Source organism: uncultured Paraglaciecola sp., from assembly GCF_913058035.1.
In the GTDB taxonomy this organism is placed as follows: domain Bacteria; phylum Pseudomonadota; class Gammaproteobacteria; order Enterobacterales; family Alteromonadaceae; genus Paraglaciecola.
Map to the genome: position 1 here is coordinate 1 of NZ_CAJXPA010000033.1, position 26,045 is coordinate 26,045.

Consider the following 26,045-nt stretch of genomic DNA (forward strand, 5'->3'; position numbering starts at 1 on the left):
TTCTTGGCTTTTCTCATCGTTTAAGCAATTCGGTACCAGATCCAACGAACTATGGTGTCACATGGCTACTATCACGCCAGGCCCTCCCCCAACGGAAATAATGAAAACGTCGGACCGCAGTCGTCCATCACTTTTCTAGGTCATTTTCAAATGTCGCCGTCTCTCCTCACTCCTCACTGACTGTTCGCCGTTGTTATTGTTCTCGGTATGCCATTTCCGTAAGAAGGCAAAACGATCGACACTAATAAGATGCCGACGACAAGAGTGTTCGCAGTGCTCCTCGCCTCACTATTCCTAAGAGTCGTCCACACAAAGTCGGCACCCTCTGGAGAATGCCTGCCATCCGCCAAGGACCACTCCCACTTTCACTGCTTCGCCATCCACGCAAATCATATACACCAACAAGAGCAACAACAAGTTAAAGCTGACAACAAACAAGCTAGAATTACTGCTGCAGTGGCCAAGGCTAGAGCGAAACGTGATGCACAAAAAATCACAAACAATCAAAGTACGTCTGATAAAACAGCACCAGCACAAAAGCTGAACAACACCGAAACTGATAATCCAGTGGATCTAGTAAATATAGAAGAACAACAAGTGGAAATAAAAAAACGCAAAATTGCTGTTGCTGTGGCAAAAGCCAATGCCAAAAAAGCGGCTGAAAAAGCGGCTGAAAAAAATGATCCGCTTTTATGAGATTTAGGTTAGCGAGTTCACCGCACCAGCATATTCGTCGTGATACCGGACAAGTAATGCGCTTGGTCATTTATGCCATGATACCCGGCATATTATTACAGACTTGGTTTTTTGGTTGGGGCACTATCATTCAGATTGTGCTTGCAGTTATCACCGCAATTGTTACTGAAGCGTCTATTTTAGAACTTCGGAAACGTGATTTTGAGCGAGCATTAAAAGATTATAGTGCTGTTTTGGCAGCCATATTATTGGCAGTTAGTATTCCACCCTTTGCTCCTTGGTGGGTAATTGTTATTGGTACATTTTTCGCTATTGGTATCGTTAAACAATTGTACGGCGGTCTAGGTTTTAATGTATTTAATCCGGCCATGGCGGCTTATGTTATGTTACTAGTGTCTTTTCCTGTGCAAATGACCCAATGGATCCCACCGGTCAATCTGGCTCAATATAATCATAATTTTATGGATGCTTTATACGCAATATTCACTGATTTTAGTGTTGAGGGTTTTAGTCTTGCTCAACTCAGAACAGGTATTGATGGCGTGACAATGGCCACACCTCTAGACACAGTCAAAACTGGACTTGCACAAGGACTTACCTATTCAGAAACAATAGAATTCCCGATTTTTGATAGTGTCATTTCTGGGTTAGGAGTGGCATCAAGTTGGATAAGCTTTGGTTATCTGCTTGGGGGGCTATATCTGCTCAAACAAAAAGTTATTAATTGGCATATACCCGTTAGTATGATTGCCGGGTTGCTCGTCTGTGCATTGATAATGTCGTTAGTAGATGGTGATTTATATCCTTCCAGCCTTTTCCATCTTTTTAACGGGAGCATTATTATAGGTGCATTTTTTATTGCCACCGATCCTGTATCTGGTTCAACTACAAATAAAGGTAGAATAATTTTTGGTGCAACTATTGGTATGTGGGTATATCTCATAAGAGAATGGGGAGGCTACCCTGACGCAGTGGCCTTTGCAGTGCTGATCATGAACATGGCTGTTCCCTTGATCGATTATTATACTCGCCCACGCACATATGGTCATTCCTCAAACAAACAAAAACCTAAAAACAGGGCCCAGCCATGACAAAAAAGGTGCTAAATACAATGGGCAAAAATGGCTTAGCATTGGCAGTTTTTGCCGTTATCACAACGGGACTGATTTCACTCACCTACTTTGGCACTAGAGATCAAATTGCTTTGCAACAACAGCAAAAACTGCTGTCCATACTCAACGCAGTTATCGATGAAGGCAGTTATGACAATTCAATCCAGCTAGATTGTGCGTTAGTGACTTCAGTTGAAATGTTGGGCTCTGATCAACCACAACATATTTATCGAGCCACCAAACAAGGGAGGCCGGTTGCAGCGGCTATAGAAACGACTGCCCCAGATGGTTACAGCGGAAAAATCCAATTAGTCGTCGGTGTAACCAGTTCAAAATTAGATTCGGCCAAGGTAACGGGTGTGAGAATTCTCGATCACAAAGAGACTCCGGGCTTGGGTGATAAAATTGATCTACGTATTAACGATTGGGTTTTGGACTTCGACAATCAAGTTTACACTGCTGAAATGGCCTCAAATTGGGCAGTTAAAAAAGATGGCGGACAGTTTGACCAGTTTACTGGTGCCACTATTACACCAAGAGCAGTAGTCAATGCGGTAAGAGCAAGTGTGGAATATTATTTAGCTAATAAAACGACTATTTTTAGCGCTGCCAACGGCTGTGCTTTAAACAACACCGTAAATAATGTTGAAAACACCGTGGCGATCAATATGAGTGTCGATAATAAGAGTAAATAATGAGCGAATTTAAAGAGTTAAGTTGGCAGGGGCTGTGGAAAAATAACCCTGCATTGGTGCAATTACTGGGTTTATGCCCTCTACTTGCAGTAACAGCGACTGTTACTAATGGATTGGGTTTAGGTCTGGCCACCACCCTAGTATTGATTGGTTCAAATACCACAGTGTCGATAATCCGTAATTGGGTGCCTAGCGAAATTCGGATCCCAATTTTTGTGATGATTATCGCTTCTTTTGTGACTATAGTGCAGCTTTTAATGAATGCTTACACATTTAAACTGTATCAAGCCCTAGGCATTTTTATTCCACTGATAGTCACTAATTGTGCAATTATCGGGCGTGCTGAAGCATATGCATCTAAAAACACAGTTGGCAAATCAGCTTTTGACGGTTTAATGATGGGACTGGGATTTACTTTAGTATTGGTATTATTAGGTGCAATGCGTGAATTATTAGGCTACGGCACTTTGTTTGATGGTGCCAACTTATTATTAGGCGACTGGGCTTCTATATTAAAAATAACCGTATTTGAAACAGACAGCCCATTTTTATTGGCGATTTTACCACCCGGTGCTTTTTTGTGTATGGGTCTGTTAATTGCCCTTAAAAATGTATTGGATAGTCATATGGAACGTTTGTTTGCCGCTAAATCTGAAACGAAGGTCGTGCAACGGGCGCGTGTCACGACAGAGGGCTGAGAGAGCCATAAACAATTAGATTTTAGATTTTAGATTTTAGATTTTAGATTTTTTAGAGTATAAATCGATGTTAAATGAATAAACAAAAACGTTTAGAAATGTTGACTCGCTGGCGCGATGCCAACCCTCACCCCGAAACAGAGCTTAATTTTGCCAGTCCTTTTGAGTTGTTGATCGCGGTGATTTTATCTGCGCAAGCGACAGATGTGAGCGTTAACAAAGCAACAGATAAACTATATCCAATTGCTAACACCCCAGAAACTATCTATTCCCTGGGTGTCGACGGATTAAAAACCTATATCAAAACTATCGGTTTATTTAATGCCAAAGCGCAGAACGTGATTAAAACCTGTGGCATGTTAATCAACCAACATGAGTCAGTTGTACCCCAAAATAGAGAGGCATTAGAAGCGTTGCCAGGCGTGGGGCGGAAAACAGCTAATGTGGTATTAAATACAGCTTTTGGCTGGCCTACCATAGCCGTAGACACCCATATTTTTAGAGTCTCAAACAGAACTAAATTAGCTATGGGCAAAAACGTTGATTGTGTAGAGCAAAAATTGTTAAAGGTGATACCTGCCGAGTTTAAGGTAGATGTGCATCATTGGTTAATTTTGCATGGCAGATATACATGCATCGCACGTAAGCCAAGATGCGGTTCTTGTATCATCGAAGACTTGTGCGAGTTCAAAGATAAAATAGAATAAAAACATTCTAAGTAGTTGTCTAACACCACTGTGATATGCCGGGCTCTATAGTTCTCTTTGTCAGTAAGAAGTGAGTTGCAGACGTACGATTAAGGTCTGCCAGCCGTTTCAACAACTGCAAAAGGATACGTACGCGTTTAAAAATTGTAATTGAAGCTATCTACAATATCTAACCCTCGCCATTGGTTTGTAAATGCCAAAATATTATCGGAAGCATTTATTTCCTTATGCGCAATGACCTAAGAACCTCGCATAAAACTCCACTTATGGATTTCCCCTCAACAGTTCTAAAAACTATAACGAATAGTCACCGGGTGATGATCTCCTTCACTGACTCGAATCAATACCTTTGCACCGTCATTGATAATAATGTCAGCCACCATTGTATTTCCTCCAGATGGGATGAATGATGCCTCACTTTTCTTTTTGTTTGCTAATACCACAACATTAGCGACAAGCTCAGTGCTTGGGTATGCTTCACCGTGATCACGTACATAAAGACTGACTGACTTTTCCTCTCTGACCAGCTCAAATACCATGTCATGCGACTCTTTGACCACGCCGCCATGCATCGGCTCTAAGCTTCCATGTGCCGATGCATTTGATACCAACACTGCTGAAGTTATTAGTGCTATCGTTACTAAGTTTATTATTGCTTTCATATTTACACTCCATTTTGACGAACTTCAATAAGGCGTCGCCAGAATAAACCTATTTACATTAATTCGTCTGACTTACGTTTTTGCCAAAGCATGGTTGCCTTGCCGCCAAACTCCCGATACAGCAAAGGCGTCAGCAAGGTGTCTAATAAAGTTGAAGTTAATAGTCCTGAGAAGATAACTACCGCAACAGGATGCAGGATCTCTTTACCAGGCGCATCCGCAGCCATTAATAATGGTATAAGTGCAAATGCAGTCACCATGGATGTCATCATCACAGGAGCCAATCTTTCTTGCGCCCCTCTAACAATTAACTGGGTGTTAAATTGTTCTCCTTCAAATTTTATTAGGTTGAGATAGTGACTCAGTTTTAATATACCGTTGCGTGAAGCAATGCCGGTAAGTGTGATAAAGCCAACAACAGATGCAACCGAAAGTGGAGTATTCGTTAACCACATTGCTGCAACCGCGCCTAATAGCGCCATGGGTAAACTGCTCATGATAATACTGGCAAATACGAAAGATTTATACCGTATGTACAACACTAAGAATATGAGTGCAAACGAGATGCTTGATAATAACACTAACAAACGCATGGCTTGCTCTTGCGCTAAGAATTGCCCTTCAATACTGATAAAACTATCTGCGCCTAATTCAACTTCATTCACTTGTTCGCGCACTGCTGACAGCAGTTCCTTTACATCCACTCCCGTGCTGTTTGCATAGACTACAAGCCTGCGTCGGCCGTTTTCTCTTAGGATTTGGTTTGGCCCATCGCTTAATCTGATGTCAGCAATGTTTGCGATGGGAATAGCACCTGCTGGAGTGTCTATCAGTGCTGCGCCTAGTGCCTGAGGGCTTCTCGCTTTTTCATCTAAACGCATCACTAATGCATAGCGCTTTACACCATCGATAATGTCCACAACGTGTTCGCCATCGGTTAACAACGCTAAGCGCTCTATTGCCTTACCCGGACTCAAACCATATTGTAAAAGCTTATCTGGTCTTAATCTGACCGACACTTGTGGAATCAGCACTTGTTTTTCCACATTGATATCAACCAGCCCAGGTATGGTTTCTAATTTCTGCCTGATTTTTTCGGCATTGATGCGAAGCTCGTCTAAATTGTCGCCAAACACTTTTATTGCCAACTGTGCTCGCACACCAGATAGAAGATGGTCTAGTCGATGAGAAATAGGTTGTCCAATTGCAATTTGCGCTGGTAACACGCTTAGTTTTCCTCGGATTTCAGTCAAGACGTCTTCCCTAGAGCGCTCCGATTCAACTAAATCAACATCAATTTCAGAAGAGTGTACACCTTCTGCATGCTCATCGAGTTTTGCTCTGCCGGTGCGGCGTCCAACCGCGGTGACCTCATCAACCGATAGCAACAAAGACTCAGCTAAATGCCCCATTCTGTTAGATTCAGATAGTGAGGTACTTGGCTGAAAAATCACCCCCAATACCAAAGAGCCTTCATTAAAGGCCGGTAAAAATGCACGAGGAAAGAAGGCAACGGATGAGGCACTAATAAGGGCTGTCAGACCGCTTACTAATAATATTGAGCGACGCTTGGGCAATGCCCATAACAGCCATAAACTCTGCCATTTTTTTAGTAAAGTGACTAAAAAGCTATCGCCTTTATGCAGTTGCTTCATCTGGGGTAATAAAAAATAGCAAAGCACCGGCGTCACAGTCATCGAAACGAGTAAAGACGCTAATACGGCAATAATATAAGCGCCACCTAATGGCGCAAACAAACGACCTTCGATACCTGGCAGTGCAAATAATGGGATAAATACAAGCACCACAATTGCTGTCGCATAAACAATTCCTGAGCGCACTTCAACGCTTGCTCGCCATATTACGTCAAAAATAGGACTGGGCTTGTCTTGCTTGCTATTTTGTTTTAAACGCCGAAGTATGTTTTCTACATCGACTACAGAATCATCAACCAATTCCCCGATGGCAATAGCTAAACCGCCCAAGGTCATGACGTTAATGGTCTGCCCCATCCACTTGAAAATGAGCACCGTTAAGGCAAGCGATAAAGGAATAGCAAGTAAAGAGATAGCAGTGGTGCGTGTTGATAACAAAAACGCAAACAGCACAATCACCACTAGAATAGACCCATCTATTAGCGCTTCGGTGACATTATCAACCGATGCTTTAATAAAGTCAGCTTGACGAAACAACACTTGCGGCGCAGAAACGCCGTCAGGCAAGCTTGTAGTAAGCTCACTTAACGCTAGTTCTATTTCACGGGTCAACTTTACCGTGTCCGCACCTGGTTGTTTTTGTACATTAATGATGACCGCTGGTTTACCGTTATAACCGCCGTCACCGCGCTTTACAGCAGCGGCGTAACGAACGTTTGCAACTTGGTCTAAACGTACTGAAGTGTTTTCCTGCCAGGCAACGGCTAACTGGCGCAAGTCATCCAGTTTGAGCGTTCTTCCTTCGTGGCGTATCAAAAACTCACGATTATTGACATCGATAAAGCCGCCACCTTTATTTGATGCGAAGCTTTCAATAGCATCGCGCATCTGCTCGACACTGATCCCCAAATTACGCATTACATCGAGCTTAGGCTCTACTCTAATTTGTCTAACATCGCCACCAATAGGGATGACTTGAGATATTCCAGGAATAGAAAGTAGCCGTGGACGCAGAACGAAATCGGCATACTCACGAGCGAGCATCGGTTCAACATCCGTATTCGTGTTTATAGGTAGATCAATGGCTAGATCAATAGGCAAGGCAATGAGCATAATCTCGCCCATAATCGATGACACCGGCCCCATGACTGGCGTGATATCACTGGGCAATTGCGATGTAACTTGATCGAGACGTTCTGACACTAACTGGCGGTTACGATACACATCCGTATCCCAATCAAACTCTACATATACAATAGATAAACCAATCCCAGAAGTTGAACGCACACGTGTAACACCAGTTACACCATTGAGCATATTCTCAAGTGGAAATGAGACTAACTGCTCAACTTCTTGTGGCGCCATCCCGCCTGCTTCAGTCAAGACGGTGACCACTGGCTTATTTAGGTCAGGAAACACATCAATGGGTAACGCTTTGCCTTGCCAAAACCCATAAACAAGGGTCATAAGTGCGAGTGTCAACACTAACAGTCGATTGCGCAGACTTGCATGGACTAATAAATTAAACATGCAAGCTCCTAGCGTACTTGGTTAAGTAAAGACGTTCCGGCGATAACGACTCGATTATCTGCACCTAAGCCTTGTGTAATTAACACTTTGTTTGGGGAAACCTCACGATACTGCACAATTTGCGGTAAAAAACGCTCGGCAGACACTTTTATCCACACTATGGGCAAGTTAGCACTATTAGTCACAATGGCGGCGCTTGGCAATAAAATACCTTCTAAGATGTTTTCAAGCTCAGCGAACACTGTGACCGGTTGGTCAATTAATAACAAAGATGCAGAGTCAGTGCGGATTTCTAACGCAAAGTGCACGGACACCATACCTGCATTGAGTTGCGGCGCATAACCTTGATACTGCAAAGCAAGCTCAGGAAACTCTTTGATCTTAGCGGTAGTGAGTTGTGCCAAAATAGATGAATCATTGGTGAGCGCTTCAATCTGGCGTAAACTTGATGCCACTATTTCAAACAAGGTCGTACCAGCCTCAACCCAGCGACCTCGTCTAGCTTGGTGGTTAATTAACACACCTGATATCGGCGCAATAAGTGGCTCAGGCTTCTCTAAACCTTGTTGTAAAACCTCTTCTTGTTCAACGAGAATTTTTAGGCTCGTTTCAAGTTGTTCTAAGGCTTGTTTTGATGCCAACTCACCCAGGTCACGCAAACGCTTAACATCCCGCTTAGTCTGCATAATCTGACTTCTTACTGCCAATAATTGACTTGTTTGGCTGGCTAACTCAAAGGCGGTATCTTGGTATCTAACATAGCCAAGTATTTGACCCGCTGACACCTTTTCGCCAGTGGCAAGAACGCCTGAATCTGGTGCCTCAAAACGACCATCACTGCTCGGTTGAACGAGGGCTTGACCTTCAGGATGAGCACGGACAACACCAGCTAAAGTGACACTGCCTTTCACAATTTGTTTAGTCACAAATTGAGTTCTAATTCCCAAGAGTGCTTGATGCTGCATCGGGATGAGCACAGTGCCATCAGCCTGCCTGCCCAAACTATCAGCTGAGTTAGTATCGGTGTCGCTAAGGTGCTCACCATTCGGGCCATGGGCACCAGGAGACGCAATGGCATACCAAGCTAAAAAAAACATAATTATAATTAGGAGTGTTCTCACGATTTCATTCCTTTGTTTTTCCGTCCAAAGAAAAAGCCAAACGCAAAAACGACAATCGATAAGCCAAGCGCCCACCAAGGGAAAAGATGATGCTCTTCCCCCTGCTCATGCGATTCATTATGAGAATGCTCGGCATTATCTAACTGTGCATTCGCTTCGGGCATTATAAATTTGCCCACCAATAAATCACCGTTATCTTGTGTGATAATGGTCGCAACCACTTCATGCTCGCCACTAACATTAAGCGCACTGATAAAGTTAACGTCGTTGACGATATAGCGGTTTTGAGCCTCATCAAAACTAGCGCTGGCAGTCAAAGAACCGATTTCTAAATCTATGCTGGCAGATTGAGTAGGTGTATTGGTTTCAAAATCATGCAAATAGATAATCAGTTCGTTGCTAAACACCTCACCTAGTACTTCAAACGATTCAGTGTACATTTCAAACTTCGGTCTTTGGGTGGGTTGATTGCTTTGCTCCATATCAAGATGCTCGCCGTTAGGGCCATGAGCACCGGGTGAAGACTGAGCTGATAAAGAAAGCAATAATAAGGTTAATGCCAAAAGAGATAAAAAGGGCACTCTAGCGAAAAACACGCGAGAGGCAAAACTACGATATACCATGAGATTTCAATCCAAAATATTTAAACACAACAAAATAGCCTACGAGAAGAAGACACTTGCTAAAATTTATGTCTTATATTTTTGGGGGAGGTGTGCTGTGTTTAATAAAAGGGGGAGCCCACCAAGCAACGAGATTGTCTACATTTGCTTCGGGCAGTCTCTTTGGAATGGCTGCATGTACGAAAATTAAAACGCCTACAACACCGCCTTCATGAAAGGTTTCACTATGCTCTAGCGCTTGTTTTGAGTAACTAATTTCAAATTTTTCAACGTCTATGTCGTCGTGCTCATGCGGCTGTCCAATATCATGAAAGTAGTCATGGACTGTGGTGTTACCATCATGATGCGTATCATGCACACTTAATGCCGCAACCAAGGGAGATTGCGCAGCGATACAGATTAACAAAATGATAGAAACAAGATTCTTTTGCATTATTTGGCTTTTGAAATAACAAGTGAAAGTAAGATATCAAATTCTATTGGTTTCAACAATTTTTTATACCAGCCATTGCTTTGTCACTCTGATATCTGGGTATCGAGTTAGATAACTCGCTGAAGGGTACTGACTAATAAAGATGTGTGAACCTTCCACAAAATTCTGCGTTCTTTTATGTGTGTCCGCTTTCTAGTATGAGTGGGATGATAAGAATCGAAATCACTGGTTGTGTATTTTTCTCTAAAGTGACTAACTTGGAGAAGATATTAAAACAGCTTTCTACTACTAAACATCGTTCAACGAGCAGCTTGCCATCAGACACTTTTAGCACTAACCTATCTTCAAAATTGTTGGCTGGTTTTTATCATCGACATACTAACGTATTTGGCTGGCCAGCCGCAGACACCCATATTTTAGAGTATTAAGCATAACTAAATTAGCTATGGGCAAAAATTTTGATTTAATTGAGCAAAATTGTGAAAGGTAGAACCTGCCGAATTTAAGGTAAATGTGCATCATTGGTTAATTTTACATGGCAGATACACTTGTATTACCCCAGAACTCCACAGCTGTTGATGTTTAATTGAAGATTTATGTGAATTTAAAATAATACTGACAACTAGGAAATAACAATGGAAGGTACAAAACGAGCCAATATTAAGATAGGTACACAAGTGTCTATCGTGCTCAAACAAGATCAAAGAACCGGTGATTTAACCGAAGGGATTGTCGAAAAAATTCTCACCAACTCGCCTAATCATCCCCATGGAATTAAAGTACAATTAGACAGCGGTGAGGTAGGCAGAGTTAAGCACATTCGCTAGTCAATACTGCTGCTCTAACAACTCCAACAAAACTCAGTTGTGCTGAAAGTGCCATTATTGTTTTCATCCCATGCTCGTCGCCCATCACTGTAAAAGGCAACGTTTCCATTACCGGCTTGGGAAGTACCTGTTACAGGTCGAGCCTCGATAATATAAGCACCACCATTTGCCTCATTAATATACAAATCATACTTGCGATTGTCGTAGAGCTCTGCCGATGGCGAATGTTGATGGAAAATAGCAGGTTTTCCCGTATCAGCTGCAGAAACTGCAGCTGCCTTGTAACTAAAACTTGCGGCTTTATGTCGCTCCATAGCAGCCGCAAGGCTCATCAAGTCAGCTTGGGCCGCACCTCTATTAGTGCTAACAACAAACCCTTGATAACTGGGGTATGCAATGCTGGTAATAATGCCAATAATAGCCACCACTATCATCAATTCAATTAATGAAAACCCTTTTTGCTTTTTGCTTTGCTTTTTACTCAGTGTGCCTAACGTTATTTTCATTGTCTCTCTGTCTCTGTTTTCCAACTGCTTTTTTGGACTCGCTCAAAATAGCTGTGAATGTTTTCGGCTAGACACTCAAAGTCTGAACCACAGGCAACCTTGTTACCGTCTTCATCTACCTGAATAACGGTCGAAGCACATTCAGTTCCCAAACAAATGACAGGCTTAACAATATCTTCAATCAAAATTTTAGTGTCTGGAGCTATACCCGTCTGTTTTAATTGCGCGTAACGGTCTTCATGTAACTGTGTGTCATCATTGTTCAAATCTACCACCGAGTTACCATTGATAAGTTCAACCAAATACGCACGGCTGTTACCTGTGGGCGGTGCGCACTCGCTCTCACTAGCTGTGGCTGGCAAGTAGGTAGTAAATATCACCTGATAGTCTAGGATCAATGGTGAGGCCAGTACCTTTTCCCCTCCTATTTTAAGGCTTATATACCAGCCATTAGACTCTGAGAATTGTTCAAATGCTAACTCTTTAGCCACGGTATCAGAAGATGTCAATAAATGTTCAGTAGCATCATACAAATTATTTAAACCTAAGGGGGTACTAGGTAAACCATAATCTCCGTTTTCATCAAGAGTAAAAACGCCTTCATCCTTGATCATGTAAAAATGATCATTAATAGTAGTATTTAATGGATGTGCACGAAAACCAGAACCTAATACAACGGCATAATAATGATCTGTGCCTAAACTTATTTCAGAAATATCGGGACCATAATAAAAGCGCCTGTTATCTGCCTCGATATCGCCGCCAAAATTAGCGAGTAAACCACCGGTGACTAAACCTGCGACTGACTCTTCATTGTGAATATCCAGTCTAAACAATTGACCTCCCATATCTGCAACATACATATGGTCGGCGAATCCATCATTGTCGCGATCAATAACAGAAACTCTGGCAGGAATACTGTATCCCATGTCTGGTAAATTTAGATCAGCATCAGCATTACTGGCCGACCAAATAAGCTCGCCGCTATCAGCATCGACAATAAACACTGAATTACCTACAGCGTCTGTACTTCTGATTAATTTACTGTCTTGATCTTCATCATAACCGCCGCCAAATATTAAAACATTTCGACTCGTAGCCCCTACTTTAATTTTTGTCACGGTGGGCTTTGACCACGTTTGTCCCAAGTTTACAAAATCCCCCACTCCACCTTCTATTTTAAACATTAATTTTGGGTTGGTTTTGCTGGTAATATCAAAAGCATAATAATTATTACCACCACGGCGCATGCCAACGTAGAGGTAGATATTACTACCTGCTGTTCTGAGCACCATATCTCCATCTAGACCGTAAATATGTGAAAACGTCGAAGAATCAAGATATAAATCATACAAGTTATCCATTAAGTCCTTTGGCATAATCGCAAAATTTTCTTCGCCTGTGGTTGGATCGAACGAGTGTAAAAAACCATGATTGGTAGCCACAAAGACGGCACTGTCTGTAAGGGAATAATTAACGATGACAGGTTGAGAATGAATGGGATCACCCATTGCTTGTCTGGCATCAGTTGAACTGCCATCGGCATCGTCATCTTTCACATCCACTCCGCGCGCCCATTTTAATAACGTCTCACGAGTGGCAACTGGATCTGCTAAGGCACCAACTGCTAAATCTGTAATGGTTAAACTCGCGTTGTCTTCATGCAACAAGTTGTCAGTTTTAATAATTGTACCCGCACCATCAAAAGCGTATGCCATACGAGGCAAACCCATTTTTCCAGCCGTTCCACCTTCTCGCACGTCATTTCCATCAGCCAATAATGACCAATAGCTGTGAGCACTATCGTTAAAAAAGCCAGTTACACTGTCAACAGCACTCAAGCCATTTTTATCAAGAATGTCCGAACCGTCTAACCTATACCTCTTAACATTTCCAGGCCAGATAGTGCCTTCGGCAGGCTTAAATAATGCAAAATACAACTCGTCGTTATGAGTTAATCGGTTAAGTTGATTGACAGCCACACCTGGTGAAACAAAAGTAGCATTAACATCTTTTACCGTTTTCAATATGGATTGAAAAACACCTACTAACTCATCAGTATTATCTGCAGTATAAAAATCACCGTTACCACTAACTGCTATGTCATTAAGAAAGGCGTTTGCAGTTGAACCCGCTGCAAAACCAATAGTGTGTGTGAAAACTCGCGTATCAATCTTAGAGTTATCACCATCACCTATGTTTTTGGTTAAATCTATTCCGCATTGTTCACCACCAGAACCAGTGCATGACTTTCCAAGCAATGTTTCAATTTCAGTCACACTGTGATTGTTATTAGCCACACCATCTGATAGAAGTACTATATGGTTATTGGTCTGACAGACTTTATCAGTCACTGGGCTAATGTAAGTGGCTCCTTGTGGAATGTATTCATTCATACAGTATGAGCTACTCAGATTTTCTACCGAACAGCCTGCAGGTAAAACGGAGTCAGTTCCAAGGTATGACAACCTATGGCTCACTCTGGTGTTGCGTCGTACTGTACTTGATACGGATGGTTGACCACGGGTTTTCCCATAATTAACAGAAAGTCCTCCATAATAACTGGCAGCCTCATACAGCGTATCGACTATTGGCGTCATTCCACTTGCACTCAATGCATCGACTTGACTGACAAGCAGTTCTCTCACGGTTGATGTACTGCCAGGCGTAGCATTACCTTGATACTCTACCACTAAACTAACTGTACCTGAGGGTTTTCCATTGTAAGTGTAGGCACCCCGAACACCCACAAAATCTGAAAATACAAACATCATGTCGTTGCCGGACGTCCAACCTGCGCGGCCAACAATCTGTTCTACTATGCTAGTCACTGGAGGGCTTTGATAAGTGTAATTTCTATACCACCGTGGAATACCAGACCACGCAACAGCTGTCGTTTTTGGCTTATCCCTCAATAGATACCTCGTGTAGCGTCTAAAATTGCTTGGGTCATCTTGGTCGACTCCTGCAATATTAAAACTAGCGAATGAGTTTTGACTACTTTGGTAAGCAGTAAACTCCAAATAAGCATCTATAATACTCGCGCCTTGGGGTAAGGCTATGTTTTGGAATCTGACAGCGATATGCTTGTTTGAACTGTTCCTAAACGTCAGTTCTGTTCCTGTTGATTGATACCCGTCACTGCGCTCTTCAGCATTATTGCGTTGTGAGCTAACCTGATAGCTTAACCTACCCTTCACACAACCTGTAGCTGTAGTGTCGTCATACACAACTACTAGCTGAGGACCTAATCCTTCTCCATCCTCAAATGCGGGTGAGACACGCTCACTACTGGTGCTGATACCTTGACCATCAACAATGATGTTTAAAGAATTACCTCCGCACCAATCAGATTGATCGACAATTTCTTGCACAATGCTACTTAGATCAGGAGACACTGTCGTTTCATTCGACACTGGCCAGTCATTATCAGTGTCCCAAAGTACTGAATTAGATGTTTTAATTCGAGCAGATATATTATTACTGGTTTCACTGAATGTGATTGAGTTGCCAATTAGCTCACCACTAAAGTTTAATTGCGTAGCACCGCTATTAAAGCCACTTGAACTGAAGCGAATATACGCATTAGTAATCACCGCTCCACGAGGAATATTAAGGTCTTGATAACGAAGTCCTAGGGTAACGGCATTGGTACTTTGAGATAATTTCAGTGTAATACTAGAATTGTTGACAGATGAAGCTATTTCGTAGGCATCATCTGTTGCCTGTGAAACTGAAGTGATAATCTCTGGAGAAACGGAGTCATCAATCGGCCTAATAGGGTATAAAACTGGACCACCAAAATCTGAAAAGCGCATTAAACCCGCGTTGATATTAGTGACGGAATTAAGTGTTTCTTTTAGCGCATTTTGTACCCGTAACATTCTTGACTCATCGCCATCATCCTTGCTTCCCATACTGCCTGAGGTATCCATAATAAAAAGCACATTGGGATTGTAGGTCACCTCACTGCCCGCGGTTCCTAAGTATATTTCCAAGTCGTCTGCACTGCTCACAAGACTGCAAAGCGTCAGGCTAGTCGCCAACCATGGTACGATAAATTTGTTGATACATTTCATGAAAGACACCATTTATTGGGTTGCAGGTGCAAAAACTGAAGCATTAACAGAATTAGCCACTACGTAATTACTACCATCTAATTGCCCGCACCCTCTTACAATGAAGACATGGCAACTAATATTACTACCACCGATAACATTGCTTGAGCCAACACAAGGTTGTTCCCCAACAAAAGCGGCTCGAGACCAACTCTTCACCACTGGTTTATCGGTATAATTGCCCGCACTAGTATGTTGGGTTCCAGCACTTAAACCAGAACTGGTGAGCACTCTATTAGTCCAAGTAACATTCTCAAAACAGCTAATACTTTGAACCGTTAAATCTAACTGTGTACCTCCCCTAGCAGCAGACAATGGATCGTCTAAATTCGCAGTACTAAGTAGTATCTCATCTTCGGATTCGAACATCACAGCAGCAATAGCAGATTCCGCAGCGTCGAATGAAAGAGACCGTTTCTCCATAGATGTCGCCATTTTGCTTTGCATTAGGCTACTAGATACTGATGACACACCTAGAATGGTTAAACTCATGAGTATCAGTAAAGCAAATACCATAACCATTCCTGAACTTTTCTGTTTTAAAGGATAATTCATATATTTCTACTTCGAGCGAAATTTTTGCTGTTGCGCAAAGTGATTGTAGTTTCAAATTGCTTAAATAACCTTTTATCAGAAGGTTGTATCGGTTCTTCATTGAGCAGTTTAAACCTTGGGACGGGGCTGATTAATACATCCGTGTCAGCTTTTAGTAACAATGCAATTCGAATAGCGACAACCAGTGCTCCAGCGGCTTTTTCTGCACCTAAAGTATCTGCTTCTACAAATTTCACAGGTCTTGCAGAATTATCTTGTGAGCTAATATTATCTGTGACGCCATATTGCACTTGAAAGCTAGTCACATCGTCTAATAACGTGTATGCATTGTCATCATCAACCTGCGTCTTTAAACCGCGTAAAAATCTACCATCAAACCCACGACATTTTAAAGATGTACCATCTAAAAAGTATTCGTTGACCACCATAAACTCTTCGTCGCCATAACCATGACTGGCACCTCTGCAATCTTTTCTTGCCTGTAGTGCCACCATTAATGTATCACTTAAAGCACCCCCCCCCTCCTTTACACCCTTGTTTAAAGCATTACTAAAATCCCCTTCCACAGGAATAGGATTGTTGTGCACAAAGGCAGCCTCAACTACGACATCAACATCTTTATTAAGGTCTGGTTGCAACAGATCATAGCGTCCAGTCATGACTAAATCGTTACGTAATCTGGCAATTATAAAACGACCATTTTCTTGAGCAGATGCAATCGATCTATTTAGTCGTTCGGTAGAATTGTTGCTGATCATCACCTGAACCACCGCTGCAGATAAAATAAGTCCTAGAGTTAGAGATATCATCAACTCAATCAGACTAAACCCACCTTGTTTACGATAAACAATCATAATGTCACGTCAACAGACACACAGTCATGAGGAAGTGCTTCATCAACATTGCAATCAGCATTCAAAGTACGATTAATATTTTGCCAGTTTTCCACTGGCCAACTTAAGATGACTACATGCCTAGAACCGACACTGCAAAAGTCTGTATCTGCAGCGTTATTGTCCAATTCACAACTTAAGCTAATCTCTATTTCAGGGTTAGCTGCCACTGCTGAACACGACACTTCATAAGCATCAGACACGGCGAGTTGGGCTGCAGTGCAAACATTATCATTGCAGTTAGGAATAGTGTTTGGGCGCTCTAAACAATAACAAGTATGTGGAAGTCCAGCTACACAAGTCATACCAGAAAAATTATACAAACTTTCGTCAAAATAATCGTTATGCACAACCAAACCTTTACCGAGTGGCGAAAAGACAGCGCTAGCTCTCAAGCGCTCTGTTAACTGCTGGGCAACCAACACTGATTGAGATCGACTCAGTGCCTCAGAGTTTGTAAATGAACCCACAAATTGTAAATATGCCACACCAAGTAACCCTACAGATAAAATAAACAAAGTCACCAACACTTCAATCATGCCGACACCCAGTTGATTATTTGTATATGGATTTTTAGTTGTGCTCTTCACGCTCTTTTTCTCACTTTAGTTGAAAAATAAACATATTTGGCTAATTAGCAGAGTGTCCAGATAAATCTACAATAAATATATTAGCTAAAATACAAAGTATTAGGTTATTAGTAAGGGGGTAAAGGTATATATTTTGATTTAATTGATTTGGAATATTTTAATAAATTCTTAAAAAACAATAAACTATCACTTAATCTGATCGTTGATAACATAGTCTATAATTAATAAATAGATTTATTAATTTCTCTTATGGCGTTGCTAAGGTACTCGATGAGCGATATTTAGCTTGGAAACTCTGGCTTTGAGCAATAGGTGCGATACTTCCATACATCTCAAGTTGTTTATTTAACCCGCTAATGTCAACCCAAGTAATGATGATATGAACATTTTTTAGATCCACATATCGAGGTAAATTAATTGGGAAAAAAGGGTCTCCAACTTTTACCCAACTATCAGCTAAATCATTAAAGTTTGTATCAACATAATACATATCTTCGACTTGCCACTGGGTGTTGAATGTTTGAAAACCTAACGAGGAAGTCATTATTATGTCTCGTTCTCCTGCTGGAATATTGCCTCCTAAATCAGATGCAATATTCTGGTAAGACATATTTCCACTTGAATGACTCAGTTGTTGAAAATAGGCCAAATCAGTTAATTTTTCTTGGGCAAGATGAAGAGCCAAAATTCGTAGGTTGATTTTTGCATCTGCGACTACATATTCAGTTTGCAAAGTAACATAACCAGTGACTCCCAGCATAATAAGTAGTGAAGCAACTGACACTTCAATTAGGGAAAAGCCATTTTTTTTATACATGTTTGTGTCCACAACTAAAAATCATGCCAACTACCGGGTATTCGAGCCACCCTTTGCAATTTTTTACTATTTTGTAACTTTTGCATCACATCCGGTCGAAACACTACACGCATGAAAAGACTTTTTGTACCCAACTGATAGTTGGTGACTACTGAGCCATGCACTGCGCTGTTGGTTTGCATATTTATATCCAATATTTTAGTCGAACCTAAAGGTTTGAATGCAAACACAAGACCATACATAACAACATCATTTTGAAACTCTATGTCGCCATCAAAAATAATTAAAATTATAGGTTCTGAGTCATTTCCTATTTGCGCGCCAGCGCTCACATCGCAGTCACCATTAACCCAAATCACTCCCCAACTATTGATATCGAGGGTGTCACAATCTACTAATACAAAATCAGATTGTTGCTGCAATTCGAGCCATTCAGAGGAAGGAATATTAAATAGATAGCTGAACAAGTCTGCAGGGAATGAAGTCGAACCATCGGCTATGTCATCCAGTTTTGAAGTGTGATCAGAATAAGTATTTGTGGCACAGTTTCCTGCATTAAACTCACTTAAAATACAGCTATGATGTTGTGTTCCTGACAGGGCAATCGCAGCACCTGACCATAGTGATAGTGGGAATGCAGTACCCAAACCATTAGGATTAGCAGCCAGCTCAAATTCACCTGCACTGCTAAAGCCATGGTTAACCATTAAAGGTGCTGGAGGGCTATTAAACAGTATCGGGTAAATCAATGCCTTTTCTGTAACGGTGGCTTTAGCTAAACCATCAGCAGACATACCGTTTGAACGAATAGTGATAAGCTTTCGATAACTTGATAAAGATTCAGTCGTAGCATAAATGGAGAAAGTGCTGTTGTCTTCTAAGTTTCCAGATAACCCAGCGATTGGCCATATTTTGTTTACGTTGAGCATCGCTAAAGCTTGATTCAAGCCTGCTTTTGCTGATGCTTTTGCCCACTTTTGATTTTGTGTATTAATGACTATTTGATGTTCAAATGATTGAATTTTGCCTGTATAAAGTGTGATTAATGTCACCATGATTAATAATAAAATCACAGTAAGTAATATCGCTGCGCCCTTTTGATTTAGTGAATACACGGTGTCTACTATTAATAATTTATTCATAGTTTTCTATCAAAACGCTGGTATTGATACTACGTGAAATATCAGGGTGTTTTTTTAAACGAGCTTGTATCATAATATTTACTCGAATTTGACTAATTTGCTGAACGGTATTTTTTTCAATCGTAAACTTAAGAGATGTAACCTGAACAACTTTTGGGTCAGTCAAATCTTGCCATCCAGACTGATCGCAAGCAGCCCCATTTAATCGAATTTCAACAGCACGGTCTCTCAGACGAAAACCATATAGTTCGTTATTAGGAGAAGTATCCAACAAACCGTTTTTATTACGATCGTAAGCGAAATTAATGCAGCTCTTGGCGGTTTCAGATGCATAAGCGGCGGTGATCAAGCTACCTTCAAAAGGGTTTGAGAAAGTATCTGGGGTTTTAACCATATCGTTGGTTAAGGCATGGTAGCCAGCTCGCTTAAGGTCATGGCCAACGACAGCCACCACGGCATTAATTTCCTCTTCCAACCTGGACGTTGCCAGTAGACTCGCATTTAACGCTATGCCATGTCCTACCAAAGATGCCATTGCGGTGATGGATGCAAGTCCTAGAGTCATAGAAATCATCAGTTCGACCAAACTATTACCATATTGTTTTACAGACGGGGTTAACATGCTTTGTATCCACCGATACTGTTACCCACAGCACAAATTCTTACTCGCCCCATATTACTTAAAATTAACTTTAGGCTTTTTACACCATCAGTAAAAACAATCGAGCCTGCATGCCCAATCGCTAACCCTCTGTTTGCATCAAATACGGTGACACTATTTACTCCAAATGTAACCTTGTCGATGTTAACGAAACGATAGTCAACAAAATCAACTTTATATTCCACTCCATCTAAAATGCACTCATAGGCAATAGCACAGTCACAGTTACCACTATCACTTAATGCTGCACACCATTTTTTACCTGAGCGGATCGCAATTGTTATATCTACATTTTTGGTTATAGCCGCTACTCGAGCTTGTTGAAATAAAAAATAACTGCTCCGCACAGCACTTTTTAATTGTATGTTTTTTTGAATTGAGTTGATTGTAGGTGCGCCAAGCGACACCAAAAGCACAATAATTGATACTGTAACGAGTAATTCAAGAAGTGTTAAACCGAAGTGGTTGTGCATATTTAGTATCCTTACTCAGCGCCTATTTAAAAAAACGCCTATAATCAAATCCATTAACTAAAATATAGTTGAGTTTGTTCAAAACGCATAAAAAGGAACGAATATGCTTACTAAAAAGATGGAAATAAGTAATCAAGATTGCAAGGGATTCGGTACAAAACTAGGTATGACGCTGATTGAACTAATGGTGGTTGTAGTGATAGTTGGGGTATTAGCAGCACTCACCTTCTCATCATTTTCAGAGCAAATTTTGGCTGTTAGACGTGGTGATGGCATTACCTATTTACTGCGACTAAAATTACAGCAAGAAGCTTTTCGTATAGAAAACATTAGCTATGCAAAAACAGCTCAACTCAGCTTACCAAGTAGTAAATATTATGTTTTTACCGTAACAGATACATCAGCTACCACTTACACCATTACCGCTAAAGCAAAAGGTAGTCAAACAGCCGACACGAAATGTTTAAGTATGGAGATTGATCAGTCATTAAGTAAAACCCCAGCTTCTTGTTTTTTTTAAGTAACAAATCTTAGGTTTAACTTTACTTGTTAATAATTTACCAGCTATAACGCCCATATTTAGCAAAATAAAAATAAAAGTATGAGCTTTAATATCAATCATTAAGTTACAAGAAATGGTTAACACTGTAGAGAATATTAAGCAGCTGATGTGCAAAAATATTGTCATCAGCTATATAGAGCTAGAGGACATAAATATAATCGGGCAGCTGGCTGCTGCCCGATTATATTATAAAAGAATGATTAAGGTATAAGCTGTAGCAGTTAAGAAATATTCTTAATTCTTAATTCTTTAGGAACAGCGAATTCGATGTTCTCTTCACGACCGGGTCTTTCAATGGCAGCCGTTGCTCCCAACTCTATTAAGCGGTCAACCACGCCTTGCACTAAAACCTCTGGTGCTGATGCGCCTGCAGTGACACCAATATTGGTTGTATTTTCGAGCCATGACTGCTGAATGCAATCTGCGTCTGCTATCAAATAAGCTGTAGAGCCAATTTTTTCCGCAAGTTCTCTGAGTCGATTAGAATTAGAGCTATTTTCTGCGCCTACAACTAATAACAAATCACAGTCAGACGACAATTCTCTAACTGAGTCTTGTCGATTTTGAGTAGCATAACAAATGTCGTCTTTACGCGGTCCTTGAATAGCAGGGAACTGCAATCTTAAGGCATCAATTACATCAGCAGTGTCATCTACAGACAACGTTGTTTGACTACAATAGTAGAGCTTAGATGGGTCTTTAACAGACAACACAGCCACATCTTCAACCGATTCAACCAAATAAATTCCACCATTGGCATTATCGTATTGGCCCATAGTTCCTTCCACTTCAGGGTGACCATGGTGTCCGATTAAAATACACTCTATGCCTTTTTTGCTGGCTCGCATCACTTCCATATGGACTTTAGTAACTAATGGACATGTAGCATCAAACACTTTTAAACCACGCGAAATAGCTTCCGCACGAACAACTTGGGATACACCATGAGCAGAAAATATAACAATGCTATTATCAGGCACTTCTGATAATTCATCTACAAATACTGCCCCTCGTTCCTTAAGTCCGTCTACTACAAATTTGTTGTGTACGACTTCGTGCCTGACAAAAACTGGCGCAGGAAACATTTCTAAAGCGCGCTCAACGATCACTATGGCACGATCTACACCAGCACAGAAACCTCGTGGATTAGCAAGATGGATTTGCATAGTCATTCCTTACAATTTTCTAGTTAACTGACAATATTTCTACGTCAAAGGTAATCACCTGCCCTGCTAATGGATGATTGAAATCTACTGTCACAGATTCTCCAGTGACTTCACGTATTATACCAGGTAGCTCAGTACCATCAGGTTGGGTAAATGCGATGATCATTCCTATTTCAGCCGGTGTTTCTGAGCTGAATTTACTTCGGTCCAGATGGTGCAAATTATCAGGGTTTGGCATGCCAAAAGCATCATCAGCCTCTAGTGTAAATGATTTTTTATCTCCAGCTTGAAGGCCTAATAAACAATCTTCAAAACTAAGTGTAAGACTGCCATCACCCACAACTAATTTAGCCGGTTTATTATTAACTCTAGTGCTATCAGCGGCAGAACCATCAGAGAGTTTCAAATCAAAATGTAGAACGACTTCGCTCCCTTGTTTTATCAATTTTTGCTCTAACTCAGCCATGTTTTTCCTCTTTATTCTTAAACATATCAACAATCAACAAAACAGCACCTAAACATATGGCGCTATCAGCCACATTAAATGCAGGCCAATACCAATTTTGATAATACAACACTAAAAAATCTATTACGTACCCATGAACCAATCGATCATAAGCATTACCAATAGCCCCGCCTATGATAAGACTAAAAGCCACAGGTAAAATCATTTGCTCTTTACTTGTCTGTTTTAACCACCACAGCACTAATCCACTGACTAAAAATGCTATCACAGTGAGAAACCAACGTTGCCAACCGCCAGCATCATGTAAAAAACTAAAAGCAGCGCCGTAGTTATATACATGAGTGAGATTGAAAAACGGCAATATTTGGATTGCTTGGTAGAGTTCAATATTCTCTAATATCAAAAATTTTGTGTATTGATCAGCCACTAATACCAAAAGAGACAACCATAAAAATCGCCATCCAGTTTGAGTAAAAAGTTTAAGCATAATCGCGTTTTTCGCCTTCGCCATCAACATTATCCACGCAGCGATCACACAATTCAGGATGCTCAGTATGATTTCCCACATCTACGCGGTGATGCCAACAACGACTACATTTTTGAGCCGTTGAAACAGATACAAGTACAGACAACCCCTGCACCTCAGTCGTAACAGCATTTTCTGGCGTATCATTACTTTCGATAACTGTTGCCGCAGAGGTGATCAATACAAAGCGTAATTCATCATCCAGTTTGTTAAGTAATGTAAACAGCTCATTGTTTACATACAAGGTGACTTCTGCTTGCAGTGAGCCTTTGATTTTTCCGTCTTTGCGAGTCAATTCAATACAGCGGTTCACTTCATTTTTCACCGCTAATATTTGTTGCCAAAAAGAGTTTGTAAAGTCACCAGTCAAGTTGACCTCCCCTAAACCGTCATACCATTTACCAGTAAAAACATATTCATCTTGTTGCCAAGGCATTTGTTGCCATAACTCTTGGGCAGTAAAACTGGTAATGGGCGCCATCCAGCGGACTAATGCTTCGATAATATGATACAACGCACTTTGACATGACCGACGAGCATGGCTGTCACCTTTTGCGGTATATTGCCTATCCTTGATGATATCCAGATAAAAACTGCCTAGTTCGATAGAACAGAACTGCATTAGTTTTTGTGTAACCACCAACATGTCATACTTTTCGTAAGCTTCGATTATTTCTTGTTGAATACTATTAGCACGACCAACTACCCACTTATCGAGCTCCACCATTTCATCAATGACCACCAAATCTTTACTAGGATCAAAACCATTCAGATTAGCTAATAAAAAGCGCGCAGTATTACGAATACGTCGGTAAGCATCAGCAGAACGATTCAAAATTTCATCTGATACTGCAATTTCACTACGATAGTCTGTGGATGCAACCCATAAACGCAAAATATCTGCGCCTAATTTGCCTGTAACTTGCTGTGGTGCAATAGTGTTACCTAAGGATTTTGACATCTTTTTACCATCACCATCGACAGTAAAACCGTGAGTCAGAACTTGTTTGTAAGGTGCATGTCCTGTTGTAGCAACGGACGTTATTAAAGACGACATAAACCAACCACGATGTTGATCAGATCCCTCTAGGTAAAGATCAGCTGATGCAGGGATATCATCACGTTGCTCTACCACAAAATAGTGGCTCACACCCGAGTCAAACCAAACGTCTAAGGTATCTGCTACTTTAACGAAGGTTTCAGCATCGTCGCCTAATAATGATTCTGGCTCGACATCCCACCAAGCTTGAATACCTTTTTGTTCTACAAGTTGTGCCACTTGCTCCAGCAATTCATTCGTGCGTGGATGTAATTCGCCTGTATCTTTATGTATAAAAAGTGCAATAGGAACGCCCCATGTGCGCTGCCTGGAAATACACCAATCGGGTCTTCCGGCAACCATAGTCTCTATTCGGCTCTCACCCCATTCAGGGATCCACTGAGTGTTGTGAATTTCTTTTATAGACGCTTCACGCAAGCCCTTTTTATCCATACTGACGAACCACTGCGGCGTAGCACGGAATATAAGAGGTGTTTTATGTCTCCAACAATGAGGATAACTATGGTTATAAACATGGTGATGCAATAGTGCACCGTGTTCTCTCAACACTTCAACCACATGATCATTGGCTTTAAAAACGTGTTCACCAGCAAACAACTCAGTGCCTTCAAGGTACACGCCATTTGCGCCCACCGGATTAGCTACTTCCAGATCGTAATTTTTGCCTACATTAAAATCTTCAACACCATGACCCGGGGCTGTATGCACACAACCTGTTCCAGCCTCGGTGGTAACGTGTTCGCCTAAAATTAGTGGCACTTGAAAGTCGTAAAATGCGTGATGTAACGATTTATTTTCTAATTCTTGACCTAAACATACACCCAAAGTTTGATAGTTTTCAAAGCCAAAACGTTGCATACAACCTACCAGCAAGTCGGTTGCAATGACTAAACATTCTGTCCCTTTGTCACCACTAACCTGAACTAGACTATATTCTAGTGTCGGGTGCACACAGACTGCGCGGTTAGCGGGAAGAGTCCAAGGTGTTGTAGTCCATATGGCAACAGATATATCACCAGAAACCTTCACAGAAAAACATGCAGCAATCGCATCAACGTCTACCGCTTTAAAACGCACATCGATAGAGGGGGAGTTTTTGTCTTGATATTCCACTTCTGCTTCGGCCAATGCTGAACCGCAGTCAGTACACCAATGAACTGGTTTAAAGCCTTTTTCAAGATGCCCAGAACGCACAACATGACCAAATTCACGAATTATGTTGGCCTCAGATTTAAAATCCATTGTTTTGTATGGATTATCCCATTCACCCAATATACCTAAACGAATAAAATCTGCTTTTTGACCCGCAATTTGTTTTTCGGCATAGTCTCGACATTTTTGTCTAAACACGGCAGCTGTGACTTTTTTACCAGGTTTACCAACTTTTTTCTCAACCATTAATTCAATTGGAAGACCATGACAGTCCCAACCAGGAACGTAAGGCGCATCAAAGTCAGACAATGTTTTAGACTTAACAATAATGTCTTTTAGAATTTTATTAACCGCGTGACCAATGTGAATATCACCATTCGCATAAGGAGGGCCGTCATGCAAAATAAAAGGCGTATGACCTTTTTTAGCTTCACGAATTTGCTGATAGAGTTTTTCCTGGGTCCACTGCTCAAGCATTTTTGGCTCACGTTGAGCTAGATTGCCGCGCATCGGAAACTCAGTTTCAGGCAAATTCAAGGTATGTTTATAATCACTCATTGCTGGTTAAATCCAAATTGGTCAATGGTTACAGTAAAAAT

Annotated in this window: 25 protein-coding genes and 1 pseudogene; 8 read left to right on the forward strand and 18 right to left on the reverse strand. The window is 41.2% G+C overall.

Annotated elements, in window-relative coordinates; genetic code table 11:
* Positions 1 to 273: 273 nt before the first annotated feature.
* The 5 genes from QZ562_RS06350 to nth all read left to right on the forward strand — a co-directional run bounded on the left by QZ562_RS06350 (position 274) and on the right by nth (position 3,908).
* The gene (locus QZ562_RS06350) at positions 274 to 696 is read left to right on the forward strand and encodes a hypothetical protein (RefSeq protein WP_293758311.1); all 423 of its coding nucleotides are present in this window, start codon (positions 274 to 276) and stop codon (positions 694 to 696) included.
* Entirely contained in the window at positions 693 to 1,787 is a 1,095-nt protein-coding gene (gene rsxD / locus QZ562_RS06355; RefSeq protein ID WP_293758313.1) for an electron transport complex subunit RsxD, read from the forward strand. The genes QZ562_RS06350 and rsxD overlap by 4 nt, the downstream gene beginning before the upstream one ends.
* Positions 1,784 to 2,503 carry an electron transport complex subunit RsxG gene (gene rsxG / locus QZ562_RS06360; RefSeq protein WP_293758315.1) on the forward strand — a complete coding sequence of 240 codons (720 nt, stop codon included), beginning with the start codon at positions 1,784 to 1,786 and terminating at the stop codon, positions 2,501 to 2,503. The genes rsxD and rsxG overlap by 4 nt, the downstream gene beginning before the upstream one ends.
* A complete protein-coding gene (locus QZ562_RS06365) occupies positions 2,503 to 3,201 on the forward strand; it encodes an electron transport complex subunit E (RefSeq protein ID WP_293758317.1) in 699 nt (232 codons plus the stop codon). The genes rsxG and QZ562_RS06365 overlap by 1 nt, the downstream gene beginning before the upstream one ends.
* Positions 3,202 to 3,275: 74 nt before the next feature.
* Positions 3,276 to 3,908: an endonuclease III gene (gene nth / locus QZ562_RS06370; RefSeq protein ID WP_293758319.1), complete on the forward strand. Its 633-nt coding sequence runs from the start codon at positions 3,276 to 3,278 to the stop codon at positions 3,906 to 3,908.
* A 287-nt stretch (positions 3,909 to 4,195) separates the two neighbouring features.
* Here the strand turns inward: nth and QZ562_RS06375 are convergent, their stop codons facing one another.
* The 5 genes from QZ562_RS06375 to QZ562_RS06395 form a co-directional block, all read right to left on the reverse strand.
* Positions 4,196 to 4,570, reverse strand: coding sequence for a hypothetical protein (locus QZ562_RS06375; protein WP_293758321.1), 375 nt, complete (start codon positions 4,568 to 4,570; stop codon positions 4,196 to 4,198).
* Between the two features lie 53 nt (positions 4,571 to 4,623).
* Positions 4,624 to 7,755, reverse strand: a complete 3,132-nt coding sequence (locus QZ562_RS06380) for an efflux RND transporter permease subunit (protein ID WP_293758323.1) — start codon at positions 7,753 to 7,755, stop codon at positions 4,624 to 4,626.
* Positions 7,756 to 7,763: 8 nt separating this feature from the next.
* On the reverse strand, positions 7,764 to 8,876 hold the full coding sequence (locus QZ562_RS06385) for an efflux RND transporter periplasmic adaptor subunit (protein WP_293758326.1): 1,113 nt from the start codon (positions 8,874 to 8,876) through the stop codon (positions 7,764 to 7,766).
* A complete protein-coding gene (locus QZ562_RS06390) occupies positions 8,873 to 9,499 on the reverse strand; it encodes a hypothetical protein (protein WP_293758329.1) in 627 nt (208 codons plus the stop codon). The genes QZ562_RS06385 and QZ562_RS06390 overlap by 4 nt, the downstream gene beginning before the upstream one ends.
* Positions 9,500 to 9,572: 73 nt before the next feature.
* Positions 9,573 to 9,932, reverse strand: coding sequence for a hypothetical protein (locus QZ562_RS06395; protein WP_293758331.1), 360 nt, complete (start codon positions 9,930 to 9,932; stop codon positions 9,573 to 9,575).
* A gap of 386 nt (positions 9,933 to 10,318) precedes the next feature.
* On the opposite strand from QZ562_RS06395, the pseudogene QZ562_RS06400 reads away from it, so the two are divergent.
* Positions 10,319 to 10,511, forward strand: a pseudogene (locus QZ562_RS06400) (endonuclease III); the annotation flags it as partial.
* Between the two features lie 56 nt (positions 10,512 to 10,567).
* Positions 10,568 to 10,759 carry a YwbE family protein gene (locus tag QZ562_RS06405; RefSeq protein ID WP_293758333.1) on the forward strand — a complete coding sequence of 64 codons (192 nt, stop codon included), beginning with the start codon at positions 10,568 to 10,570 and terminating at the stop codon, positions 10,757 to 10,759.
* Between the two features lie 14 nt (positions 10,760 to 10,773).
* Here QZ562_RS06405 and QZ562_RS06410 read toward each other — a convergent pair whose 3' ends face one another.
* From QZ562_RS06410 to QZ562_RS06450, 9 genes are all read right to left on the reverse strand, one after another.
* On the reverse strand, positions 10,774 to 11,265 hold the full coding sequence (locus QZ562_RS06410) for a type IV pilin protein (protein ID WP_293758335.1): 492 nt from the start codon (positions 11,263 to 11,265) through the stop codon (positions 10,774 to 10,776).
* Positions 11,262 to 15,344, reverse strand: coding sequence for a PilC/PilY family type IV pilus protein (locus QZ562_RS06415; protein WP_293758337.1), 4,083 nt, complete (start codon positions 15,342 to 15,344; stop codon positions 11,262 to 11,264). The genes QZ562_RS06410 and QZ562_RS06415 overlap by 4 nt, the downstream gene beginning before the upstream one ends.
* Positions 15,345 to 15,356: 12 nt before the next feature.
* The gene (locus QZ562_RS06420; protein ID WP_293758339.1) at positions 15,357 to 15,938 is read right to left on the reverse strand and encodes a PilX N-terminal domain-containing pilus assembly protein; all 582 of its coding nucleotides are present in this window, start codon (positions 15,936 to 15,938) and stop codon (positions 15,357 to 15,359) included.
* Complete coding sequence (locus tag QZ562_RS06425) at positions 15,935 to 16,792, reverse strand: PilW family protein (protein ID WP_293758341.1); 858 nt, start codon at positions 16,790 to 16,792, stop codon at positions 15,935 to 15,937. Before QZ562_RS06425 ends, QZ562_RS06420 begins: the two co-directional genes overlap by 4 nt.
* Entirely contained in the window at positions 16,789 to 17,421 is a 633-nt protein-coding gene (locus tag QZ562_RS06430; protein WP_363315327.1) for a prepilin-type N-terminal cleavage/methylation domain-containing protein, read from the reverse strand. The genes QZ562_RS06425 and QZ562_RS06430 overlap by 4 nt, the downstream gene beginning before the upstream one ends.
* Before the next feature lie 247 nt (positions 17,422 to 17,668).
* Positions 17,669 to 18,238 carry a hypothetical protein gene (locus QZ562_RS06435; RefSeq protein ID WP_293758343.1) on the reverse strand — a complete coding sequence of 190 codons (570 nt, stop codon included), beginning with the start codon at positions 18,236 to 18,238 and terminating at the stop codon, positions 17,669 to 17,671.
* 14 nt (positions 18,239 to 18,252) lie between these two features.
* The gene (locus QZ562_RS06440) at positions 18,253 to 19,380 is read right to left on the reverse strand and encodes a hypothetical protein (protein ID WP_293758346.1); all 1,128 of its coding nucleotides are present in this window, start codon (positions 19,378 to 19,380) and stop codon (positions 18,253 to 18,255) included.
* Positions 19,373 to 20,002, reverse strand: a complete 630-nt coding sequence (locus QZ562_RS06445) for a prepilin peptidase dependent protein B (RefSeq protein ID WP_293758349.1) — start codon at positions 20,000 to 20,002, stop codon at positions 19,373 to 19,375. The genes QZ562_RS06440 and QZ562_RS06445 overlap by 8 nt, the downstream gene beginning before the upstream one ends.
* A complete protein-coding gene (locus QZ562_RS06450; RefSeq protein ID WP_293758351.1) occupies positions 19,996 to 20,514 on the reverse strand; it encodes a GspH/FimT family pseudopilin in 519 nt (172 codons plus the stop codon). Before QZ562_RS06450 ends, QZ562_RS06445 begins: the two co-directional genes overlap by 7 nt.
* Before the next feature lie 103 nt (positions 20,515 to 20,617).
* Between QZ562_RS06450 and QZ562_RS06455 the strand changes: the two genes are divergently transcribed.
* Positions 20,618 to 21,034, forward strand: a complete 417-nt coding sequence (locus QZ562_RS06455) for a type IV pilin protein (RefSeq protein WP_293758353.1) — start codon at positions 20,618 to 20,620, stop codon at positions 21,032 to 21,034.
* A 263-nt stretch (positions 21,035 to 21,297) separates the two neighbouring features.
* On the opposite strand, the gene ispH is transcribed toward QZ562_RS06455, so the two are convergent.
* The 4 genes from ispH to ileS are packed head-to-tail and all read right to left on the reverse strand — an operon-like array spanning position 21,298 to position 26,004.
* A complete protein-coding gene (gene ispH / locus QZ562_RS06460) occupies positions 21,298 to 22,242 on the reverse strand; it encodes a 4-hydroxy-3-methylbut-2-enyl diphosphate reductase (protein WP_293758356.1) in 945 nt (314 codons plus the stop codon).
* A gap of 19 nt (positions 22,243 to 22,261) precedes the next feature.
* A complete protein-coding gene (fkpB, locus tag QZ562_RS06465) occupies positions 22,262 to 22,708 on the reverse strand; it encodes an FKBP-type peptidyl-prolyl cis-trans isomerase (RefSeq protein WP_293758358.1) in 447 nt (148 codons plus the stop codon).
* On the reverse strand, positions 22,701 to 23,195 hold the full coding sequence (gene lspA / locus QZ562_RS06470; protein ID WP_293758361.1) for a signal peptidase II: 495 nt from the start codon (positions 23,193 to 23,195) through the stop codon (positions 22,701 to 22,703). The genes fkpB and lspA overlap by 8 nt, the downstream gene beginning before the upstream one ends.
* Entirely contained in the window at positions 23,188 to 26,004 is a 2,817-nt protein-coding gene (ileS, locus tag QZ562_RS06475) for an isoleucine--tRNA ligase (protein ID WP_293758364.1), read from the reverse strand. The genes lspA and ileS overlap by 8 nt, the downstream gene beginning before the upstream one ends.
* Positions 26,005 to 26,045 lie beyond the last annotated feature (41 nt).